Raw genomic sequence first — 20873 nt, 5'->3', positions numbered from 1 at the left:
TGGAGGCCCTCATCGCGAGCAGGCTCACTCCTACATTGGAATGCGTTCCCCTGTAGGAGTGAGCCTGCTCGCGATTGAGGCGACGCGGTCAGTCTGGCCGGCGCTTATTCCATGTCCTTGAGCCAAGCGGTGTCTTTGAACCACTTGTCATGGATGCGATCGTAGGTGCCGTCTTCGTGGATCTGGCGCAGGAAGTTGTTGATGAAGTTGATGCTGTCGTAGTCACCTTTCTTCAGACCGAAGGCCAGCGGTTCGTAGGTGAACGGCTTGTCGAGGAATACCAGTTTGCCGGCACCGACCTTGTTCACGGCCACGACGTTGTAAGGCGCGTCGTAGATGAAGGCGTCGGCCTTGCCGTTGACCACGTCGAGCACGGCTTCCTGCTCGTTGTCGTAGCCGTGGTAATTGGCTTTGGAGATGAGCTTTTTGGCCACCATCTCGCCGGTGGTGCCAAGCTTGGAAGTGATGCGGTAGTCGGCGGTGTTCAGGTCTTTATAGGACTTGATGGTGCCTTCCAGTTCCTTGCGGATCAGCAGGGTCTGGCCCACCACGATGAACGGTTCGCTGAAGTTCAGGCGCAGGTTGCGTTCCTGGGTCAGGGTCATGCCGCTGCCGATCATGTCGAACTTATCGGTGAGCAGGGCCGGGATGATGCCGTCGTAGCCGGTGGAAACCATCTCCAGCTTGACGCCCATCGCCTTGGACATGGCTTTGAGGATGTCGACTTCGAAGCCGATGATCTCGCCGCGCTTATTGGTCATTTCGAACGGCATGTAGGTCGGGTCCATGCCGACTTTCAGCGTGCCGCGCTTGACCGCGTCATCGATGGCACCGGCCTGCGCCGCGCTGACTGCAACCAATGCCGTGACGCCGACCAGCAGCATCGAGAGATACTTCTTCATCATCAATCCCCAAACCATCGCGTTGTGAGGCGCGCAAACTGCGGATTTCCCTTGGAAAACCTGCAGATACGAACAGAAAGTTGTCCGGGCGCACCAATTCGGGGACGGATGCTAACGCACTCGTTCGTTTGCACAAGGGTTTAAGCAGGAATTGTTGTTCGACGCTGATCAGCACAAAAAAAACCCCGCTTTCGCGGGGTTTTTTGTCAGGCCAACTGAGGCTGCACACTCAGTGGCTTGAGCGGCAACAGCGGCGCATGGGGATCGGCTTTCACCGATTTACGCCACGCCTCCAGCCACTCGGGGTGAGCTTCGTTCCAGATCTGCTCATGCAGACGACCCAGTGCTACCGGATCACTGAGCAGTTGCACGCGCTCATTGTTGTTCAGCCCCTCAGGCCCGGCTTTCAGCGCATGACGCACCCGTTCGACCCGCAGCCACTCAATCGGCTCGGCCTGACGGTGACGGGACGTCGCCAGCGAGCACGCCAAGGCGTTCTGCTGTGGATCGACCACTGCCCGGACGAACCCGTCGTTCAGCGCATGCCAACGGTTTTCGTGGGTGTACTGGTCGGTCGCCAGCAACGCCTGTGGCGGATTGTATTCCTCAGGGATCAGGAACAGGCTTTCGTCACGGGACTTGAGGCCCAGGCCAACTCGACTGGAGATCACCGACACCGGAATCGACAGCATCAACGAACCGACGATCGGCACCAGCCACCAGAGGAAGCTCGGGTTCAGCCAGATCACCAACAGGGCCCAGAAGAAGCCCAGCAAGGTTTGCGGACCGTGGCGCTTGACCGCTTCGCTCCATGGCGTGGAGTCGTCGTCACGTTGCGGCGAGTTCCAGGTCGCGGCCCAGCCGAGGAACGCGGCGAGTACGAAACGGGTGTGGAAAATCATCCGCACCGGCGCCAGCAACATGGAGAACAGCATCTCCAGCAGCATCGACAACGTCACCTTGAACTTGCCACCGAACTCTTTCGCGCCCTTGGCCCAGATCAGGATGATGCTCAACAACTTCGGCAGGAACAGCAGCACGACGGTGGTCGAGAACAGCGCGATCGCCTTGTCCGGGTGCCATTGTGGCCACAACGGATACAGCTGACGTGGCTCAAGGAAGTACTGCGGCTCCATCAGCGTGTTGACCGCCAGCAGCGCCGTCGACAGCACGAGGAAGAAGAACCACAACGGCGCCGACAGATAAGACATCACGCCCGTCAGGAACACCGCACGGTGCACCGGGTGCATGCCTTTTACCAGGAACAGCCGGAAGTTCATCAGGTTGCCGTGACACCAGCGACGGTCACGCTTGAGTTCGTCCAGCAGGTTCGGCGGCAATTCTTCGTAGCTGCCCGGCAAGTCGTAGGCAATCCACACGCCCCAGCCGGCACGGCGCATCAGCGCCGCTTCAACGAAGTCGTGGGACAGAATTGCACCGGCGAATGCGCCTTTACCGGGCAACGGCGCCAGGGCGCAGTGCTCGATGAACGGCTTCATGCGGATGATCGCGTTGTGGCCCCAGTAGTGGGATTCGCCCAACTGCCAGAAGTGCAGACCGGCGGTAAACAGCGGACCGTACACGCGGGTGGCGAACTGCTGCATGCGTGCATACAGCGTGTCCATGCCAGACGCGCGCGGCGCGGTCTGGATGATCCCGGCGTCCGGGGTGGCTTCCATCAAGCGCACCAGACTGGTCAGGCAATCGCCGCTCATCACGGAGTCCGCGTCGAGCACGACCATGTACTTGTAATCACCGCCCCAACGACGGCAGAAGTCGTCGAGGTTACCGCTTTTACGTTTAACGCGACGGCGGCGGCGGCGATAGAAGATCTTGCCGAAGCCCTTGGCTTCACGGCAGACGTCCAGCCAGGCTTGTTGCTCGGCGACGCAGATATCGGCGTCGTTACTGTCGCTGAGGACAAAGAAGTCGAAGCGATCCAGGTTACCCGTGGCCGCAACCGACTCGAAGGTCGCGCGCAAACCGGCAAACACCCGTGGCACGTCTTCGTTGCAGATCGGCATCACCAGTGCGGTGCGCGCATCCGTAGGAATCGGCTCGTTACCGGCGCTTTTACCGGAAATGCGGTATTTGTCGTGACCGGTGAGCAACTCGAGGAAGCCCATCAACGCGGTCCAGAAACCAGCCGACACCCAGCAGAACAGAATCCCGAACAAGATCAGGATGCTGGTTTGCAGTGCATATGGCAGCACTTGCGTGGCCGTTTGCGACAGCGGTTGATGCAGCACTTCGTTCAGGTCGACGAACGACCAGCCCTGGTACGGCATGATGCCTTTCATGTACCAGCCGGCGACGATGGTCTGGCCGAGCATCAGCACCAGCAAAATGTAGCGACGGATCGAACCGACGGTGCGCCAGCGAGCAGCCGGCAGCACGCGCTCATCCTTCGGCGGGGCCGGCGGATTGGTGCGACCGGTCAGACGACGCCAGCCACGCACCAGAATGTTGGTGCGCCACGGCTCCGGCACGACTTTGGTCCGACGAATCGGCGGGGTTGCCCGCAGGCAAACCCGGCCGCTGGCGTCGAGCACCAGCATTTCAGCATCGGCCAGTTCTTCGGCGGTGTTCAGCGTCAAACGACGCCCCACCGAAGCTTGAGCAGCCTCGGTCGGCGCGTCGAACGTCGAGGACGAAAGGCGCTCATGCAATTCGCTGAAAGACTGGCAGCCCGCGAGTTCCGCGCGCTGCTCGTCGGTCATCGGCAGATGCGCCAGATACTCGGCAAGAGTCTCTGGCTGTACTTGAGAATTACTCATCGGCAGGCAACTGGTAGCTCCAGGTCTCGGTCAGGACTTCTTCAGTCGGTGCCGATTCCGGTGTGGCTGGGGCCGCTTCGGCAGCAACAGGCTGCTTGGCGTCTTTGTTGTCCTTGTCCTTGGAATCTGCGGCTGGCTTGGCTTCGACCTTCTTGGCTTCAACCTGCTTGGCCTCAGCTTGCTTGGTTTCCTTGGCTTCCTTGGCTTCCTTGTCCAGCTTCTCCTGCTGCCGAGCGGCAATCTTGTCAGCCTTGGCGACGGAAGAATTGGATGCCGGATACGATGTTTTGGCCAGGTCGGCAGTCACTATGTTCTTGACCAGTGCAGCACGCATCTCGGTAGGCTTGCCCGGATCCTTGATTTTCATCCGCAGCGTCAGGCGCCAGCCCTTGGTTTCAGGGTTGTAACGCACGCTGTTCTCGACCAGCTCGGCATTCTCGCCAACGCTGACCTGGCTACGAACGTCCGTATCATCCGGCAATGCCGCAAGGGACGGGCCTTCGAAGTCCACCAGATAAGCAACGCTACCGTCCGGCTGACGGATCAGGTTGGACTGTTTCACGTCACCCGTGGAGCGCAGGGTCTGTTGGACCCAGGCGCTGTCCGGTGCGTGAAGCGCAGCTTCGTCGATGGTCCAGTGCATGCGATAAGCGACGTCCAGCGGTTGGCCAGGCTCAGGCAGTTTTTCCGGACTCCAGAACGCAACGATATTGTCGTTGGTTTCGTCGGCAGTCGGAATCTCTACCAGATCGACGGAGCCCTTGCCCCAATCGCCCCTTGGTTCGATCCAGGCACTTGGGCGCTTGTCGTAGCGGTCGTCGAGGTCTTCGTAGTGGCTGAAGTCGCGGCCACGTTGCAGCAGGCCGAAACCGCGCGGGTTCTCGATCGAGAAGTTGCTCACCGCCAGGTGTTTCGGATTGTTCAGTGGGCGCCAGATCCACTCGCCGTTGCCGGCATGGATCGACAGACCGCTGGAGTCGTGCAGTTCGCGACGATAGTTCAGCACTTTCGACGGCTGATTGGCGCCGAACAGGAACATGCTGGTCAGCGGCGCAACGCCAAGCTTGGTGACCTTGTCACGCAGGAACATCTGGGCCTTGACGTCGACAACGGTGTCGCTGCCCGGACGCAGGGTCAGGCGATAGGCACCGGTAGCGCGTGGCGAATCCAGCAGGGCGAAGATCACCAGGTGCTTGTCACCCGGTTTTGGCTGTTGAATCCAGAACTCGGTGAAACGCGGGAACTCTTCGCCGGACGGCAACGCGGTATCGATGGCCATGCCGCGAGCGGACAAGCCATAGGTGTGACCCTTGCCGACAACGCGGAAGTAACTCGCGCCGAGCATGGTCATGATTTCGTCTTGCTTGTCAGCCTTGTTGATCGGGTACAGCACACGGAAACCGGCATAACCCAGTTGTTCGGTGGCTTTCGGATCGAACTTCACGTCGCCAAAATCGAAACGACTTGGGTCGTATTTGATCTCTTCGACGGTGTTAGCTGTGATTTCGTTGATTTTCACCGGTGTATCGAAATGCATACCCTGGTGATAGAACGACAGCTTGAACGGGGTTTTCTGATCGGCCCACTCGGCTTTTTCGGTCAGGAAACGAATTTTTTGATAGTCCGCGAATTTCATCTCGCGGAACTCGTTCGGCAGGTTACTGCGCGGAGCTTCGTATTTCTGCCCGGCCAGCTCTTTTGCCTTGACCGATACATCATCCAGATTGAATGCCCAAAGCTGACCGGCGCTGAGCAGGCAGAGCAGTGCAGAGCCCGCTACCAGAGCGTTTCGTAACCGTTTGGCAGACAATTTTGCATTACAGGGACTAACAATCACGAGCAACCCTCGCCGAAAACAGATCAAAAAACCAACGGCCAGTTAAAGTGCCTGTGGGGTGTGCGGCATGAAAAAACCGACCCTACAGACCACTCTTGCCAAGTTGGCGAGCATTGTTCCGACTCCTATGGGACTAAATGATTCCCCAAGAGGTCCAGGACAAGTCTCTACCTAAGTCAAAATGGACCAACGAACGCTGATCCCCGTAGCGCGCGATTATCTAGTAGGCCGCGTTACAACGCATCAGGGGTAGCAAAGTATTTATCGCGAAAAACCCCTGTTTTCAGTCGAAAAGCCCTTAAAAACATGTTTCAAGGGCTTTCAGGTCTGTAACAGGAAGGTTACCGGGCCGTCGTTGACCAGGTGCACCTGCATATCCGCGCCGAATCTACCTGATGCCACAGTGCCATGCACCTGTTTCGCTTTGCCTAATAGATAGTCGAAAAGTTCCTCGCCCAGGGCCGGAGGGGCGGCGGTCGAAAAACTCGGACGCAACCCGCTCTTGGTATCGGCGGCCAGGGTGAACTGTGAGACCAGCAGCAACCCACCGCCTACATCCGCCAAGGACAGATTCATCTTGCCCTCGGCGTCACTGAACACACGATAGTTAAGCAGTTTCTGCAGAAGTTTGTCGGCGCTGGCCCGAGTATCCTCGGGCTCGACCGCCACCAGCACCAGCAATCCCTGATCGACGGCGCCAACCACCTCCCCCGCTACCTCGACTCGCGCGCCACGCACGCGTTGCAGCAGGCCCTTCATGCTTCTTCAGGGGCCAGGTCGAGCAGACGATGGGCCATCTGATCGGCGGCGCGAACCAGTGCGTCGGTAATGCCAGGTTCGGAGGCGGCATGGCCGGCGTCACGGATCACCTGCAACTCACTGTTCGGCCAGTTCTGATGCAGTTCCCAGGCGTTATCCAGCGGGCAGATCACGTCGTAGCGGCCATGGACGATCACGCCAGGCAAATGGGCGATCTTGCCCATGTCGCGAATCAGTTGGTTGGGCTCAAGGAACGCATTGTTGGTGAAGTAGTGACATTCGATGCGGGCAATCGACAGTGCGCGCTGTGGCTCGGAGAAACGATCGACCACCATCGGGTTCGGGCGCAGGGTGGCAGTCCGGCCTTCCCAGGTGGACCAGGCCTTGGCCGCGTGCATCTGGGCAATCTGATCGTTGCCGATCAGGCGCTTGTGGAAAGCCGAGAGCAAGTCTTCGCGCTCGTCCAGCGGGATCGGCGCGATGTAGTCCTGCCAGTAATCGGGGAACAGACGACTGGCGCCACACTGGTAGAACCACTCGATTTCCTGCGGACGGCAAAGAAAAATCCCGCGCAGAATCAGACCGTGTACACGCTCCGGGTGGGTTTGCGCGTAGGCCAGTGCCAGGGTCGAACCCCACGAACCGCCGAACAACACCCACTTATCGATGCCAAGGTGTTGGCGAATCCGCTCAAGGTCGGCGACCAGATCCCAGGTGGTGTTGTTTTCCAGGCTGGCGTGAGGCGTGGAACGACCGCAACCGCGCTGGTCGAAGGTCACAATGCGATACAGGTTTGGATCGAAAAACCGACGGCTCTGGGCATCACACCCGGCGCCGGGGCCGCCGTGGATGAATACAACCGGCAAACCTTCCGGCGAACCGCTTTCGTCGACATACAGCGTGTGGGTTTCATCGACGGCCAGATCGTGCCGGGCGTGGGGTTTGATCTGCGGGTACAAAGTCTGCATTGCGCGCTCCGTAAGGGGTCGAGGTCATCCCTGGGGGGACTTCTATTATTCTGCCGTCCGGCATCATAAACCCGAATTACGCCAATGAGCATGCCTTGCAGAGTCAGAGTTTTTCAGCCGGTTTTTTCAGACAAATAGCCAAGCAGCGTTTCATAGAGTGCGTCGACCTCGGCGACCTGCCCCCGAGCCCGCAAACAGCCGTGAACCAACCCCTCCCCGTAATAAAGCGTCGCTGCCACGCCTGCTGCGTTCAGTCGCTCGGCGTAGAGCATGCCGTCATCGCGCAACGGATCGAATTGCGCCACGGCGATCAAGGCCGGCGGCAACCCACTGAAATCCTCGGCGAGCAACGGCATCGCGTAGGCACTTGGCTGTCCAGTGCCGCGCAAGTACAGGGCGTGATAACAATCCAGGTCGCTGCTGCTGAGCAAGGGGGCGTCGACGCATTCACTGCGCGACGGCAATCGGTGATCACCGCCCAGCCCCGGATAAATCAGCACCTGCGCCGCCGGCAATGGCTCCCCCGCATCGCGCAAGGCCAGACACAACGCCGCCGCAAGGTTGCCACCGGCGCTGTCCCCGGCCACCAGCGTTCGTTCAGGATCGAGCCGGAATGGCCCGGTCCGTAGCGCGCTCCAGACACCCAGGCAGTCCTCGAACGCCGCCGGAAACGGATGCTCCGGCGCCAATCGATAATCGACCGCGATCACCAGCACGCCGAGCGTCGACGCCAGTTCAGCGCAGATGAAATCGTGGGAGTCCAGATCCCCCACCACCCACCCACCGCCGTGCAGATACACGATGCACGGGCAACCGCTGGTCGGTGGCGAAACCGGCGGTTGATAAGACCGCACTGGTACGCCGACCAATTCAAAGTCGACCACGTAAAGCCCGGCGGGACGCAGCAGGGTGAACGCCCGGCACATGTCGCTGTAGGCCTGACGCAAACCGCCGAGACTGCTGTCTGTGCTGTTGAAGCTGACGGTTTTCTCGACGAAAGCCGTCATCTGTGCAGAAAGCGGGTAAGTAGCCATGAGCCGGTGCCCGTTCAAGGAGATAGGTAGGGTCAACCCCCTGTGGGAGATTCTATGTTGCCTGACACACCGCCTTCGCGAGCAGGCTCGCTCCCACAGGGTTTTGCGGTTACGGTCAGTTTTTCAAACTGGTCTGAACGGTCGCCACGCCATCCTTGCCATCAAAACTGGTGACACCGGCGAGCCAGCGCTGCAGATCCTCGGGATGATCACGCAGCCATTGCTTGGCAACGTCCTGAGGCGTTTTACGCTCCATGATCGGCACCATCAACTGGCTTTCCTGGGCGGCGGTGAAGGTCAGGTTTTCCAGCAGACGGTTTACGTTCGGGCAGCGCTGGGCGTAGTCCGGGGCGGTCACGGTGGAAACGGTGGCGGCGCCCTCGTTCGGGCCGTAAACGTCTTCGCTGCCGGTCAGGTAGGCGATTTTCATGTTGATGTTCATCGGGTGCGGGGTCCAGCCGACGAACACCACGAACTCCTTGCGATTCACCGCCCGCTGAACGGCGGCAAGCATGCCGGCCTCTCCCGATTCGATCAGCTTGAAATCCTTCAAGCCAAATTGATTGGTCTCGATCATGGTTTTGATGGTGGTGTTGGCGCCGCTGCCCGGCTCGATGCCGTAGATCTTGCCGCCGAGCTGATCCTTGAATTTGGCGATATCGGCGAAGGTTTTCAGACCCGCTTCGGCAACGTACTCAGGTACGGCTAGCGTTGCCTGGGCGTCGGCCAGGCTCGGTTTGTCCATGACCTTCACCTGATTGGCGGCCACAAACGGGGCGATGTTTTTGTCCATCGCCGGTTTCCAGTAGCCGAGGAAGATGTCGAGGCGTTTGTCGCGGATGCCGGCGAAGATGATTTGCTGCACGGCGCTGGTTTGCTTGCTTTCGTAACCGAGGCCGTTGAGCAACACATCGGCCATGCCACTGGTGGCGATCACATCGGTCCAGTTGACCACGCCCATGCGCACGGCCTTGCAGGAAGCGTCGTCACTGGCCAGTACGCTGGTGCTCAGGAGAGCAGTGCCGCAGAGGATTGAGAGACAGCGGGTGAACAGTCTTTTCATCGGGATGATCTCGTGCGGCAGCGGATTATTGTGGGCCCGGTGTCTTCATGCACCGTGCCCAGAACATTACGCAGCCGCGCGAGGCCAAAAGCGAACTGTAGCGACCGTGTTTTGCACGGTGGCGACCGTCAGAGATGCTTTACCTGTGGGAGCGAGCTTGCTCGCGATGAGGCCATAACATTCAACATTGATGTTGCATGTCAGTCCGCCATCGCGAGCAAGCTCGCTCCCACAGGGTTATGCGTCAGGCTTTAACGTTTGTAGTTTTTCTCGCCCCAGGCCAGCAGCCCTTGCAGCAATTCCTTGAGCACCACCTGCGTCGGCGCCGCCAGGTCCGGACGATAACGGAACGGCTCGAACTCTTCCATATACGTGCACTGGCCCAACTCCAGTTGCACGGCATGGATGTTCTCGGCCGGATTGCCATAATGCCGGGTGATGTGGCCGCCCTTGAAGCGACCGTTCAGCACATGGCTGTAATCGCCGTGGCGCGCGCAGATCGCTTCCAGCTGAGTGGCCAACTGTGGATCGCAACTGGCGCCGTTGAAGGTGCCGAGGTTGAAGTCCGGCAGCTTGCCGTCGAACAGGTGCGGGATGATCGAGCGGATCGAGTGCGCATCGAACAGCAATGCGTAGCCGAACTCGGCTTTCAGTCGCGCCAGCTCGTTCTGCAACGTGCTGTGGTACGGCGTCCAGATCTGCTCCAGATAAGTCGCGCGTTCTGCGGCCGATGGCTCATGCCCTTCGCGGAACAACGGAATGCCGTCGAACAGCGTCGCCGGGTACAGGCCGGTGGTGGCGCCGACATACAAAGGCTTGTCGTCAGACGGTCGATTCAGGTCGATGACAAAACGCGAGTACTCGGCGGCCAAGGTGCTGGCACCCAGCTCGGCAGCAAATTCGTAAAGCTGCGGAATGTGCCAGTCAGTGTCCGGCAGGCTTTTCGCGTCGGGGATCAACCCGGCTTCGACCGTCGGGGTCAGGCGCAGGCCGGCGTGGGGCATGCTGATCAGCAGCGGTACGCGACCTTGTTTGAAGTTCAGAACCTTATCCACAACTGTTCTCCTAAATGCTCACTTCAACGCCGTGACGCACGACGCGTTTTTCCAGGTCACCGCCCAGCCAGTAAGACAGATCAGCCGGACGATCGATTTGCCAGGCGACGAAATCTGCACACTTGCCGACTTCCAGCGAACCGTGGGTTTCAGCCATGCCCAGCGCGGTGGCGGCATGAATCGTTGCACCCGCCAAGGCTTCTTCCGGGGTCATGCGGAAACAGGTGCACGCCATGTTCAGCATCAAACGCAACGACAGCGCCGGTGAGGTGCCTGGGTTGAGGTCGCTGGCGATGGCGATTTTCACGCCGTGTTTGCGCAAAGCCTCCATCGGCGGCAACTGGGTTTCCCGCAGGAAGTAGAAGGCGCCGGGCAGCAACACCGCGACGGTGCCAGATTCCGCCATGGCGATGGCGTCGTCTTCGGTCATGAATTCCAGGTGATCGGCCGACAGTGCGTGGTAACGCGCCGCCAGACTCGAACCATGCAACGACGACAACTGTTCGGCGTGCAGCTTCACCGGCAAGCCGAGTTGTTGCGCGGTGATGAACACCCGCTCGACCTGCGCCGGCGAAAACGCCAGGTATTCGCAGAACGCATCCACCGCATCCACCAGCCCTTCGGCGGCCAGGGCCGGGAGCATCTCGGCGCAGATGTGATCGATGTAGTCGTCGGCACGGTCCGCGTATTCCGGCGGCAAGGCGTGAGCGGCCAGGCAGGTGCTGCGCACGCTGACCGGCAGCTCGGCGCCGAGACGGCGGATGACCCGCAGGATCTTGCGTTCGCTGGCCAGGTCCAGGCCGTAGCCGGACTTCATTTCGACCGTGGTCACGCCGTCGCGCATCAGGCTTTTCAGACGCTTGGCGGCGCTGGCGAACAGCTCGTCTTCAGTGGCCGCGCGAGTGGCGCGCACGGTGCTGGCGATGCCACCACCGGCCGCTGCGATTTCTGCATAGCTGACGCCTTGCAGGCGCTGTTCGAATTCACCGCTGCGGTTACCGCCGAACACCGTGTGGGTGTGGCAGTCGATCAGGCCCGGCGTCACCCAGGCCCCTTTAAGATCATTGACTGCCGGGTACTCGCCCGACGGCAGTTCAGCGCGTGGGCCGATCCACTCAATGTGCGCTCCTGACGTCACGATGGCCGCATCCTCGATGATCGAGTAGGCGCCTTGCGCCATGGTTGCGACGTGGCAGTGTTGCCAGAGAGTTTTCATCCGTGGCCTCCGTTAGGTTATCGATGAGAAAAAGAGGGTTCCCGCTCAACCGGTACTGCCTTGCCTGCCGCCGGTTTCACCCACGTCAGGTAGGCCAGCACCAGCAATACAATCCAGACCACGCCGACGATCAGAGCCGCCTGGGTGTCCGGGAAATAGCCCAGCACGCCAAAGATGAACAGCATGAAGGCAATCGCCGCCATCGGCGCATAGGGCCAGAACGGCACCGGGAATTTCAGTTGGGCGACCTGCTCGGCACTCATGGAGCGACGCATGGCCACTTGAGTGAACAGAATCATCAACCAGACCCATACAGTGGCGAAGGTCGCGATGGAGGCGATCAACAGAAACACGTTCTCCGGAATCAGGTAGTTCAGCAGCACGCCCAGCAGCAGCGCGGCACTCATTACCACCACGGTCATCCATGGCACGCCATTGCGCGACAAGCGGGCGAAGCCCTTGGGCGCATGCCCTTGCTGGGCCAGACCGTACATCATGCGGCCAGCGCCGAAGATGTCACTGTTGATCGCCGACACCGCCGCCGAGATCACCACGATATTGAGAATGGTCGCCGCCGAGCTGATCCCCAGGTTGTCGAAGATCTGCACGAATGGGCTGCCTTGGCTGCCGATCTGCTGCCATGGAAAGATCGACATCAGGACGAACATCGTCAGCACGTAGAACAGCAGGATACGCAACGGTACGGCATTGATCGCCCGGGGCAGTACGCGCTGCGGGTCTTTGGCTTCACCGGCGGTCACGCCGATGATCTCAATGCCGCCAAACGCAAACATCACCACCGCAAACGAAGCGATCAGGCCGCCCACGCCATTGGGCATAAAGCCGCCATGGCTCCAGAGATTGCTGATGTCGGTCGCCTGGGCGCCGGGCGCGGTGCTGATACCGAACAGCATGATGCCGAAGCCACCGAGGATCATCGCGACGATGGCTGCGACCTTGAGCAGCGACAGCCAGAACTCCATTTCGCCGAAGACTTTGACGTTGCACAGGTTCAAGCCGCCGACCACCGAAACGATGCCCAGTACCCAGATCCAGCGGGCGACTTCCGGAAACCAGAAGCCCATGTAAATACCGAACGCGGTGACGTCGGCCATGCCAACGATGACCATTTCAAACGCGTAGGTCCAACCGAGGATGAAGCCCGCCATCGGCCCAAGATAAGTGCTGGCGTAGTGGCCGAAAGAACCGGCCACCGGGTTGTGCACCGCCATCTCGCCGAGGGCGCGCATGACCATGAACACCGCCGCGCCACCGATCAGGTAAGCGAGCAGGACCGCGGGGCCGGCCATTTGAATGGCCGAGGCAGAACCGTAAAACAGCCCGGTGCCGATCGCCGACCCCAGCGCCATGAAGCGAATATGTCGGGCGGAGAGCCCGCGTTTCAAACCTTTTTCTGACTGCTGCATTGCTCGTCCCTATTATTTTTATTCGACGCAAAATCGAATCGCGAGCAAGCTCGCTCCCACAGGGGTATGCATTCCAATGTGGGAGCGAGCTTGCTCGCGAAGAGGCCATTACAGGCTAGGCAGCAACTTCGCCGGTACCAGCGCGTTCAGGCAACGGGACGCCAACAGCTCGCTTGCCGCGTTGATGTCCGGCGCAAAGAAACGATCCTTCTCGTAGAAAGGCACTTGCGCACGCAGAATCCCGCGAGCCTCTTCCAGCTTCGAAGAAGTCTTCAGACCATCGCGCAGATCCAGACCCTGGACCGCAGCCAACCATTCCACCGCGAGAACGCCGCGAGTGTTTTCGGCCATTTCCCACAGGCGCTTGCCGGCAGCCGGCGCCATGGAAACGTGGTCTTCCTGGTTCGCCGAAGTCGGCAGGCTGTCCACCGAGTGCGGATGGGACAACGCCTTGTTCTCGCTGGCCAGTGCCGCAGCGGTCACCTGGGCGATCATGAAGCCGGAGTTCACGCCGCCATTGGCCACCAGGAACGGCGGCAGTTGCGACATGTGCTTATCCATCATCAGCGAGATACGACGCTCGCTCAGGGAACCGATTTCCGCGATGGCCAAGGCCATGTTGTCGGCGGCCATGGCCACCGGCTCGGCGTGGAAGTTACCGCCGGAGATCACGTCGCCTTCAGCGGCGAATACCAGCGGGTTGTCCGAAACGGCGTTGGCTTCGATGGCGAGCACTTCGGCGGCCTGACGGAACTGGGTCAGACAGGCGCCCATGACTTGCGGCTGGCAGCGCAGGGAGTACGGGTCCTGGACCTTTTCGCAGTTCTGGTGCGAGTCGGAGACTTCACTGCGCTCGCCCAGCAGATCGCGGTAAGCGGCAGCGGCGTCGATCTGGCCTTTCTGGCCACGAGCGGCGTGAATGCGAGCATCAAACGGCGAGCGTGAGCCCAATACCGCTTCAACGGTCAGTGCGCCCAGCGCCACAGCGCCAGCGAACAGATCCTCACCTTCGAACAGACCACGCAGCGCGTAAGCGGTGGACACCTGAGTACCGTTGAGCAGCGCCAGACCTTCTTTCGCAGCCAGGGTCAGCGGGGTCAGGCCGGCCACTTTCAGCGCTTCGGTCGCTTCCAGCCATTCGCCTTTGTAGCGAGCCTTGCCTTCGCCCAGCAGCACCAGCGACATGTGGGCCAAAGGCGCCAGGTCACCGGATGCACCGACCGAACCTTTCAATGGAATGTGCGGGTAAACCTCGGCGTTGATCAGGGCGATCAGCGCATCGATGACCTTACGACGAATGCCGGAGAAACCACGGCTCAGGCTGTTGACCTTGAGCACCATGACCAAGCGAACCAGCGCGTCGCTGATCGGCTCGCCAACACCGGCGGCGTGGGACAGCACCAGCGAGCGCTGCAGGTTTTCCAGGTCTTCGCTGGCGATACGGGTCGACGCCAGCAGGCCGAAACCGGTGTTGATGCCATATGCGGTGCGGTTCTCGGCGAGGATCTGTTCCACGCAGGCAACGCTGGCTTCAATCTGGGCGGCAGCGCTTTCATCGAGGGTGATTTTGACCGGCTGCTGATAGACATCACGCAGTTGGGCAAGGCTCAGTTGGCCGGGAATCAGGTTTAACGCAGTCATTTCTATGCTCCTTTTGAGAGTTTTATTCTTCATAAATGAAGAGTACTCACCAGACGCTCCGGAGATGTCCGTTGTCCGTCGCGTCTCGCCTTCTGGGGAGCCGCGCCTTGGCACGCTGGTGTGGTGGAAATCAGTTCAGGTTCGGTAACACTTTGTGCAGCAAAATCGGGTCTTTCAAAACGGCGGCGGCACTGGCGATGTCCGGTGCCAGCCAGCGGTCCTGGTCGTAGGCCGGAACTCGCTCGCGCAGCAGACGCCAGGCGGCATCAGTACCCGCGCCGAAGCGTTGCTCTTTCAAGAACTCAAATGCCTGAGACGCCAGCAAGTACTCGATGGCGAGGATCTGCGTGCAGTTTTCCAGGGCACGATGCAGCTTCAGCGCGGCGTTGGTACCCAGGCTCAGGTGATCTTCCTGCAGGCCCGAGGTGACGTAGTTGTCGAGCACCGCCGGTTGCGCCAACTGACGGTTTTCCGCACACAGGGACGCGGCGACGTACTGGACGATCATCATCCCGGAGTTCACCCCCGGATTGGCCACCAGGAATGCCGGCAGACCGCTGACATGCGGGTTGATCAAGCGATCCAGACGACGCTCGGCGATGGAGCCGATTTCCGCCATGGCGATGGCCAGCAAATCCGCGGCCAATGCCACGGATTGACCGTGCGGGTTGGCCTGTGACACCACCCGGAAGTCGTCCGGCGTACCCAGCAGCATCGGGTTGTCGGTGACCGAGTTGAGTTCGGTTTCGATCTGCTTTTTCGCGTGTTCAAGCTGATCGCGAGCGGCGCCGTGGACTTGCGGGATCGAGCGAATGCTCAGCGCATCCTGAGTGCGAATGCCTTTGCTGCTGGCGATCACTTCACTGCCATCGAGCAACGCACGCAGGTTGATGCCGACTTGCTGCATGCCCGGGTGAGGCTTGAGCGCGATGATCTCGGCATCGAACGCGGCAATCTGACCGCGCTGGGCTTCGAAGCTCATGGCACCAATCACATCAGCCCATTGCACCAAACGCGTCGCGTCGGCGATTGCCAGGCAGCTGAGGCCGGACATGCACGGCGTGCCGTTGACCAGGCACAGGCCATCTTTGGCGCCCAGTTGAACCGGTTGCAGACCTTCTTCGGCCAAAGCTTGCTGCGCGGAAACGATCTGCCCGCGATAGCTGACATTGCCGACACCCAGCAGCGCAATGCTGATGTGGGCCATGTGGGTCAGATAACCCACCGAACCCTGGGACGGCACTTGCGGGGTGATGCCGCGATTGAGCAGCGCCAGAAGTCCTTCGACGACCTGGCGGTGAATACCGGATTTGCCATGGCTGTAGTTGCGAATGGCGGCGCAGATGATTGCGCGGGTCTGTTCGTCGGCCAATGGTGCGCCGACGCCACAGGCGTGACTGAGCAGGGTGTTGCGCGACAGTTGGCTGAGTTGCTCGTCTTTGAGCGAGACATTGCACAGCGCGCCGAGGCCGGTGTTGACGCCATAGGCGCGCTCGCCGCTGACGACGATGCGCTGGACGATCGCCTGGGCATTCTCGATCCGCGCCCAGACCTGTGGCGACAGCTCAAGTTGTGCGCCATGGCGGGCTACGGCGACCACATCCTGCCAACGCAACGGGGCGTCGGCGATAACGATTTTTTCAGCCTGGGACATCTTTGACCTCGTGCGTACAACTTGAATATTGATGCAGCTTCACCGGCCTCATCGCGAGCAAGCTCGCTCCCACAGTGGATCTCCAGCGTTCACAAAATCCCTGTGGGAGCGAGCTTGCTCCGGGCGGCGTTCCGACGATGGGGCCGGCACAGACACCGCAAATCTCTTAAACCACCGCAGCCCGTCGCTGAACGAACCGATCGACATACTCATCCGCCGGCGAATGCAGGATCTCTCTTGGCGTACCCACCTGAATCAGGCGGCCATCCTTGAGAATCGCAATCCGGTTGCCGATGCGCACGGCCTCGTCGAGGTCGTGGGTGATGAAGACGATGGTCTTGTGCAGGGTCTTTTGCAGTTCCAGCAACTGGTCCTGCATCTCCGCACGAATCAGCGGGTCGAGGGCGCTGAAGGCTTCGTCCATCAGGATGATGTCGGTGTCTGCCGCCAAGGCACGGGCCAGGCCCACACGCTGACGCATGCCGCCCGAGAGCTGATGCGGGTATTTGTTTTCGTAGCCCTTGAGGCCCACGGTGTTGATCCAGTGCAGCGCGCGCTCGGAGCACATTTGCTTGGTCTCGCCACGCACTTTCAGGCCGTAGGCGACGTTATCCACCACGGTCTTGTGCGGCAGCAGGCCAAAGCTCTGGAACACCATGCTGATCTTGTGCCGGCGAAATTCGCGCAGGGCTTCCATGTCGTATTGCAGGATGTCCACGCCGTCCACCAGGATCGCGCCGCTGGTCGGGTCGATCAGGCGATTGAAGTGGCGCACCAGGGTCGACTTGCCGGAACCCGACAGGCCCATGATCACGAAGATCTCGCCGGTGCCGATGCTCAGGGACAAGTCGTTCACGCCGACCACGCAGCCGGTTTCGGACAGCACCTGATCCTTGGTTTTGCCCTGGCCGATCATGGCCAGCGCATCCTTGGAACGGTTGCCGAAAATCTTGAAGACGTTTTTGACTTCGATCTTGCTGATGGCTTCGTTGTTCATTTGCTCACCTCATGCCGTGCCCGACCATACGCCTGAGTAATACGGTCGATAACCACTGCCAGAATCACGATCGCCAGACCCGCCTCAAGACCACGTCCGACGTTGAGGGTCTGAATCCCCACCAACACGTCTTCGCCCAAGCCACGCGCACCGATCATCGAGGCAATCACTACCATCGACAGGGCCATCATGGTGGTCTGGTTAATCCCGGCCATGATGCTCGGCAGGGCCAGCGGAAGTTGCACGCCAAACAGTTGCTGCCAACGGTTGGCACCGAAGGCGTTGATCGCTTCCATCACTTCGCCGTCGACCTGGCGAATGCCCAGATCAGTCAGGCGGATCAGCGGTGGTGCGGCGTAGATCACAGTGGCGAAAATCGCCGGGACTTTGCCCAGGCCGAACAGCATCAGCACCGGGATCAGGTACACGAAACTCGGCATGGTCTGCATGATGTCCAGCAGCGGCATCAAGATCGAACGCAGGCGATTGCTGCGCGCCGAGAGAATGCCCAGTGGAATGCCGATCAGCACCGAAATGATCGTCGCCACCATCATCAGCGCCAGGGTTTGCATCAGCTTGTCCCAGAGGCCGACCGCACCCACCAGGAATAACAAGCCGACAATCACGGCCGTGGTCACGACCTTGCGGGTCGCGTGCCAGGCAACGCCCGCGACGATGGCGAGCATCAACCACCAGGGTGCCGCACGCAGCAGGCCTTCAAGGTTGACGATGGCCCACAGCAGCGTGTCAGAGATCTGCCGGAACACATCGCCGTAGTTGGTAACCAGCGAATCGACCCAACTGTTGACCCAGTCGGCGATGGAAAAGGTAAAGCTTTCGGGAAACATAAGAGACTCTCAATCAAGGGGTTGCGATCAAGCACCCGACTGCCGCTCAGGGCAGTCGGAGAGGCTCAACCTACAAGGCCGCGTCGATCTTTTTGGCTGCGTCTTCGCTCACCCATGCGTGCCAGACTTCAGGATGTTCCTTGAGGAAGATTTTCGCCAGTTTTGGTGACTCGATCCGCTCTTTGGCCATGCGTCCGAGGTTCTGGTTGAGCAGGTCGATTGGCAGGTTGACCTTCTCCAGCACCGCCACCAGTTCCGGGGCTTGCTCGTGGAAAGTCTTGGACAGGCCGACCTTGATGGTCACTTGCTTGTTCACGCCTGGTTTCTCATCGAGTTTGACCAAGTCCACCTGGCCCATCAGCGGGGTTGGCGACCAGTAGTAGAACAGGATCGGCTCGCCACGCTTGTAGCTCGACAGCACCGCGGCATCCAGCGCCGGACCGGTGCCCGGACGGAAGTTGGTGTAGGTGCTTTCCAGGCCGTAGCTTTTCAGCATTTCACTGTTGTCGAGTTCACAGGTCCAGCCGGCCGGGCAGTTATAGAAACGGCCCTTGGATGGCTCTTCGGCGTCTTTGAACACAGCGGAATACTTGCCCAGGTCAGCAATGTTTTTCAGGTCCGGTGCCTTGGCTTCCAGCTTGCGCTTGGCGTCGCCTTCGATCACGTAACGCGGCACGTACCAACCTTCGACAGCACCCACGACCGGGGCGCCGACACCGACGACCTTGCCGGCCTTCTCGGCCTTGTTCCAGACTTCGCTACGGCCAACCCACTCTTCGGCGAAGATTTGAATATCGTTGCTGCTCAGGGCGTTTTCCATGGTGATGGAGTTGCCCGGCAGGCTGTCGGTCTTGCAGTCGTAGCCTTTCTCCAACACGACTTGCAGCACGTCGGTCAGCAGCATGGCGCTTTCCCAGTTCAGGCCGGCAAATTTCACCGGCTTGCCCGACTCGCACCAACCCGCCGCCTGAGTGGCGCCGGCGCTGGCCAGCAGGCCCATGGAAAGCAATGTGGTCAGCAGGGTCTTGTTCGATTTCATTGTAGTGACGCTCCTAATCATGAGTTGGCTTACGGCAGTCAAGAGGCATCCAGCCCTGTCCACGTCCAATCAGGCCTGCGCCGCAGCGCGACCGGCCCCGCTTGTTATAGGTGCTGCATTGCTGTCCTGCTCGACCGGCAGAATCAGGTGATCGGGTACTGCGCTGTGCCATTTTTTCGCGCACACGTAATACAGGGCTGCGGGAAGCACCAGACCGATGATCCAGGAAATATCCACATCACCCAGGGCCGCCACCAGCGGACCGGTATAGAACTTGGTGGAGATGAACGGCAACTGCACCAGCACACCGAAGACATAAACGCTGATACCGAGGACGTTCCAACGGCCGTAGCGACCATTCGGATCGGCCAGCGCCGGTACGTCATAGCGCTCGCGGGTGATGCAGTAGTAGTCCACCAGGTTGATCGCGCTCCATGGCGTAAAGAACGCCAGCAGGAACAGGATGAAGGACTTGAACGCACCGAGGAACGAGTGCTGACCGAGCAACGCCATCAGGGTCGCAGCACCGACGATGACCAGCACGAAGACCAGACGCTGCAAGCGCGTTACTTTCAGATCACCACGGAAACCGCTGATGACGGTCGCAATGCACATGAAGCTGCCGTAGGAGTTCAGCGTGGAGATGGTGACCTTGCCAAACGCGATGCTGAAATACAGCAACGCAGCGGTGGCACCGGTACCGCCCAAACCAACGATGTAGGCCACTTCATGGCCGGCGAATTGGCCGTTGGCCGAGGCGGCGGCAAACACGCCGAGGATCATCGCCACTTGTGCGCCAATCACCGAACCCGCGCCAGCGGCGAAAAAGGTTTTCACCGAAGACGTCTTGCTCGGCAGGTAGCGTGAATAGTCAGCCACGTAAGGACCGAAGGCGATCTGCCAGGACGCCGCGAGCGACACCGCCAGCAGGAAGCTGCTCCAGCTGAAGTGGCGGATCTGCAGGAGTGCACCCACGTCCGTCTGGCTCATCAGGCGGCTGAACAGGTAAACAAAGGCAATCACACCAATGACGCTAGCGACACGGCCGATCCAATGGATCACCCGATAACCGAGCACCGTCACCAGCACAATGACACTGGCGAAGATCAGGATGCCAACGCTGTCACTGACGCCAAACAACTGGCCCAGCGCCTGGCCGGAAAGCACGGTTCCCGTTGCGGTGAAACCGAGGTACATCAGACAGACCAGCACGATCGGGATGGCCGCGCCATAAACGCCGAACTGTACCCGGCTGGAGATCATCTGCGGCAGGCCAAGCTTGGGCCCTTGCGCCGCATGCAGCGCCATTACGCCACCGCCAAGCAGTTGACCGATCAACAGACCGATCAACGACCAGAACACGTCACCGCCCAGCACCACGGCCAGGGCCCCGGTGACAATCGCGGTGATTTGCAGGTTGGCACCCATCCACAGGGTGAACTGGCTCAACAGACGACCGTGTCTTTCCGCTTCCGGGATGTAGTCGATCGAACGTTTCTCGATCAACGGTTTACTGCCTGCACGATCGCTGTTAACAGCCATGATTCAACCTCTGTGGATTGTTCTGGATATACCGGTTGTTGTGTTGGCTTTTGTGGGAGTGAGCCTGCTCGCGATAGCGGTTTTTCAGTCAACGCAGATGTTGAATGTTCCGCC

General features: G+C 60.1%; 16 protein-coding genes. All 16 read right to left on the bottom strand.

Translation table 11 applies throughout. The annotated features are described in order from the left end of the window. Nucleotides 1-104: 104 nt before the first annotated feature. Nucleotides 105-902 (bottom strand): transporter substrate-binding domain-containing protein, encoded by a 798-nt coding sequence (locus AC3IUE_RS01900; RefSeq protein WP_489268735.1) that lies wholly within the window; start codon nucleotides 900-902, stop codon nucleotides 105-107. Nucleotides 903-1108: 206 nt separating this feature from the next. Continuing rightward, nucleotides 1109-3679 (bottom strand): glucans biosynthesis glucosyltransferase MdoH, encoded by a 2571-nt coding sequence (gene mdoH / locus AC3IUE_RS01895; protein WP_056741136.1) that lies wholly within the window; start codon nucleotides 3677-3679, stop codon nucleotides 1109-1111. Then, complete coding sequence (locus AC3IUE_RS01890; RefSeq protein WP_489265244.1) at nucleotides 3672-5516, bottom strand: glucan biosynthesis protein G; 1845 nt, start codon at nucleotides 5514-5516, stop codon at nucleotides 3672-3674. Before AC3IUE_RS01890 ends, mdoH begins: the two co-directional genes overlap by 8 nt. A gap of 321 nt (nucleotides 5517-5837) precedes the next feature. After that, nucleotides 5838-6275, bottom strand: coding sequence for a D-aminoacyl-tRNA deacylase (gene dtd, locus AC3IUE_RS01885; RefSeq protein ID WP_008149496.1), 438 nt, complete (start codon nucleotides 6273-6275; stop codon nucleotides 5838-5840). Further along, nucleotides 6272-7243: a prolyl aminopeptidase gene (pip, locus tag AC3IUE_RS01880; RefSeq protein WP_056741134.1), complete on the bottom strand. Its 972-nt coding sequence runs from the start codon at nucleotides 7241-7243 to the stop codon at nucleotides 6272-6274. The genes dtd and pip overlap by 4 nt, the downstream gene beginning before the upstream one ends. Before the next feature lie 113 nt (nucleotides 7244-7356). After that, nucleotides 7357-8277, bottom strand: a complete 921-nt coding sequence (locus tag AC3IUE_RS01875; RefSeq protein WP_489265242.1) for an alpha/beta hydrolase — start codon at nucleotides 8275-8277, stop codon at nucleotides 7357-7359. A gap of 115 nt (nucleotides 8278-8392) precedes the next feature. Then, the gene (locus tag AC3IUE_RS01870) at nucleotides 8393-9340 is read right to left on the bottom strand and encodes a choline ABC transporter substrate-binding protein (RefSeq protein WP_489265240.1); all 948 of its coding nucleotides are present in this window, start codon (nucleotides 9338-9340) and stop codon (nucleotides 8393-8395) included. A gap of 251 nt (nucleotides 9341-9591) precedes the next feature. After that, nucleotides 9592-10395: an N-formylglutamate deformylase gene (gene hutG / locus AC3IUE_RS01865; protein ID WP_056741126.1), complete on the bottom strand. Its 804-nt coding sequence runs from the start codon at nucleotides 10393-10395 to the stop codon at nucleotides 9592-9594. A 10-nt stretch (nucleotides 10396-10405) separates the two neighbouring features. Next, a complete protein-coding gene (hutI, locus tag AC3IUE_RS01860; protein ID WP_056741124.1) occupies nucleotides 10406-11611 on the bottom strand; it encodes an imidazolonepropionase in 1206 nt (401 codons plus the stop codon). Between the two features lie 17 nt (nucleotides 11612-11628). Continuing rightward, entirely contained in the window at nucleotides 11629-13038 is a 1410-nt protein-coding gene (locus AC3IUE_RS01855) for an amino acid permease (RefSeq protein ID WP_046045587.1), read from the bottom strand. Between the two features lie 108 nt (nucleotides 13039-13146). After that, the gene (hutH, locus tag AC3IUE_RS01850; protein ID WP_046045586.1) at nucleotides 13147-14679 is read right to left on the bottom strand and encodes a histidine ammonia-lyase; all 1533 of its coding nucleotides are present in this window, start codon (nucleotides 14677-14679) and stop codon (nucleotides 13147-13149) included. A gap of 130 nt (nucleotides 14680-14809) precedes the next feature. Continuing rightward, entirely contained in the window at nucleotides 14810-16333 is a 1524-nt protein-coding gene (hutH, locus tag AC3IUE_RS01845; RefSeq protein ID WP_046045585.1) for a histidine ammonia-lyase, read from the bottom strand. A gap of 166 nt (nucleotides 16334-16499) precedes the next feature. Further along, nucleotides 16500-17330 (bottom strand): quaternary amine ABC transporter ATP-binding protein, encoded by an 831-nt coding sequence (locus tag AC3IUE_RS01840; protein WP_008149478.1) that lies wholly within the window; start codon nucleotides 17328-17330, stop codon nucleotides 16500-16502. Beyond that, a complete protein-coding gene (locus AC3IUE_RS01835) occupies nucleotides 17327-18178 on the bottom strand; it encodes an ABC transporter permease (protein WP_415758288.1) in 852 nt (283 codons plus the stop codon). The genes AC3IUE_RS01840 and AC3IUE_RS01835 overlap by 4 nt, the downstream gene beginning before the upstream one ends. A gap of 70 nt (nucleotides 18179-18248) precedes the next feature. Further along, nucleotides 18249-19217: an ABC transporter substrate-binding protein gene (locus tag AC3IUE_RS01830; protein WP_046045583.1), complete on the bottom strand. Its 969-nt coding sequence runs from the start codon at nucleotides 19215-19217 to the stop codon at nucleotides 18249-18251. 69 nt (nucleotides 19218-19286) lie between these two features. After that, complete coding sequence (locus tag AC3IUE_RS01825) at nucleotides 19287-20759, bottom strand: purine-cytosine permease family protein (protein ID WP_489265235.1); 1473 nt, start codon at nucleotides 20757-20759, stop codon at nucleotides 19287-19289. Between the last annotated feature and the right edge of the window lie 114 nt (nucleotides 20760-20873).

It is taken from the genome of Pseudomonas sp. GL_093, from assembly GCF_057837605.1.
The sequence above is the reverse complement of the archived record's forward strand: the minus strand, read 5'-3'. Positions and strand labels throughout refer to the sequence as shown.

Bases quoted from the DNA above. Each gene is read 5' to 3' on its own strand.
- AC3IUE_RS01835 (WP_415758288.1), bottom strand. From the start codon at position 18,178: ATGTTTCCCGAAAGCTTTACCTTTTCCATCGCCGACTGGGTCAACAGT.
- dtd (WP_008149496.1), bottom strand. From the start codon at position 6,275: ATGAAGGGCCTGCTGCAACGCGTGCGTGGCGCGCGAGTCGAGGTAGCG.
- AC3IUE_RS01900 (WP_489268735.1), bottom strand. From the start codon at position 902: ATGAAGAAGTATCTCTCGATGCTGCTGGTCGGCGTCACGGCATTGGTT.
- AC3IUE_RS01825 (WP_489265235.1), bottom strand. From the start codon at position 20,759: ATGGCTGTTAACAGCGATCGTGCAGGCAGTAAACCGTTGATCGAGAAA.
- mdoH (WP_056741136.1), bottom strand. From the start codon at position 3,679: ATGAGTAATTCTCAAGTACAGCCAGAGACTCTTGCCGAGTATCTGGCG.
- AC3IUE_RS01870 (WP_489265240.1), bottom strand. From the start codon at position 9,340: ATGAAAAGACTGTTCACCCGCTGTCTCTCAATCCTCTGCGGCACTGCT.
- AC3IUE_RS01840 (WP_008149478.1), bottom strand. From the start codon at position 17,330: ATGAACAACGAAGCCATCAGCAAGATCGAAGTCAAAAACGTCTTCAAG.
- hutH (WP_046045586.1), bottom strand. From the start codon at position 14,679: ATGACTGCGTTAAACCTGATTCCCGGCCAACTGAGCCTTGCCCAACTG.
- AC3IUE_RS01875 (WP_489265242.1), bottom strand. From the start codon at position 8,277: ATGGCTACTTACCCGCTTTCTGCACAGATGACGGCTTTCGTCGAGAAA.
- pip (WP_056741134.1), bottom strand. From the start codon at position 7,243: ATGCAGACTTTGTACCCGCAGATCAAACCCCACGCCCGGCACGATCTG.
- AC3IUE_RS01855 (WP_046045587.1), bottom strand. From the start codon at position 13,038: ATGCAGCAGTCAGAAAAAGGTTTGAAACGCGGGCTCTCCGCCCGACAT.
- hutH (WP_046045585.1), bottom strand. From the start codon at position 16,333: ATGTCCCAGGCTGAAAAAATCGTTATCGCCGACGCCCCGTTGCGTTGG.
- AC3IUE_RS01830 (WP_046045583.1), bottom strand. From the start codon at position 19,217: ATGAAATCGAACAAGACCCTGCTGACCACATTGCTTTCCATGGGCCTG.
- hutI (WP_056741124.1), bottom strand. From the start codon at position 11,611: ATGAAAACTCTCTGGCAACACTGCCACGTCGCAACCATGGCGCAAGGC.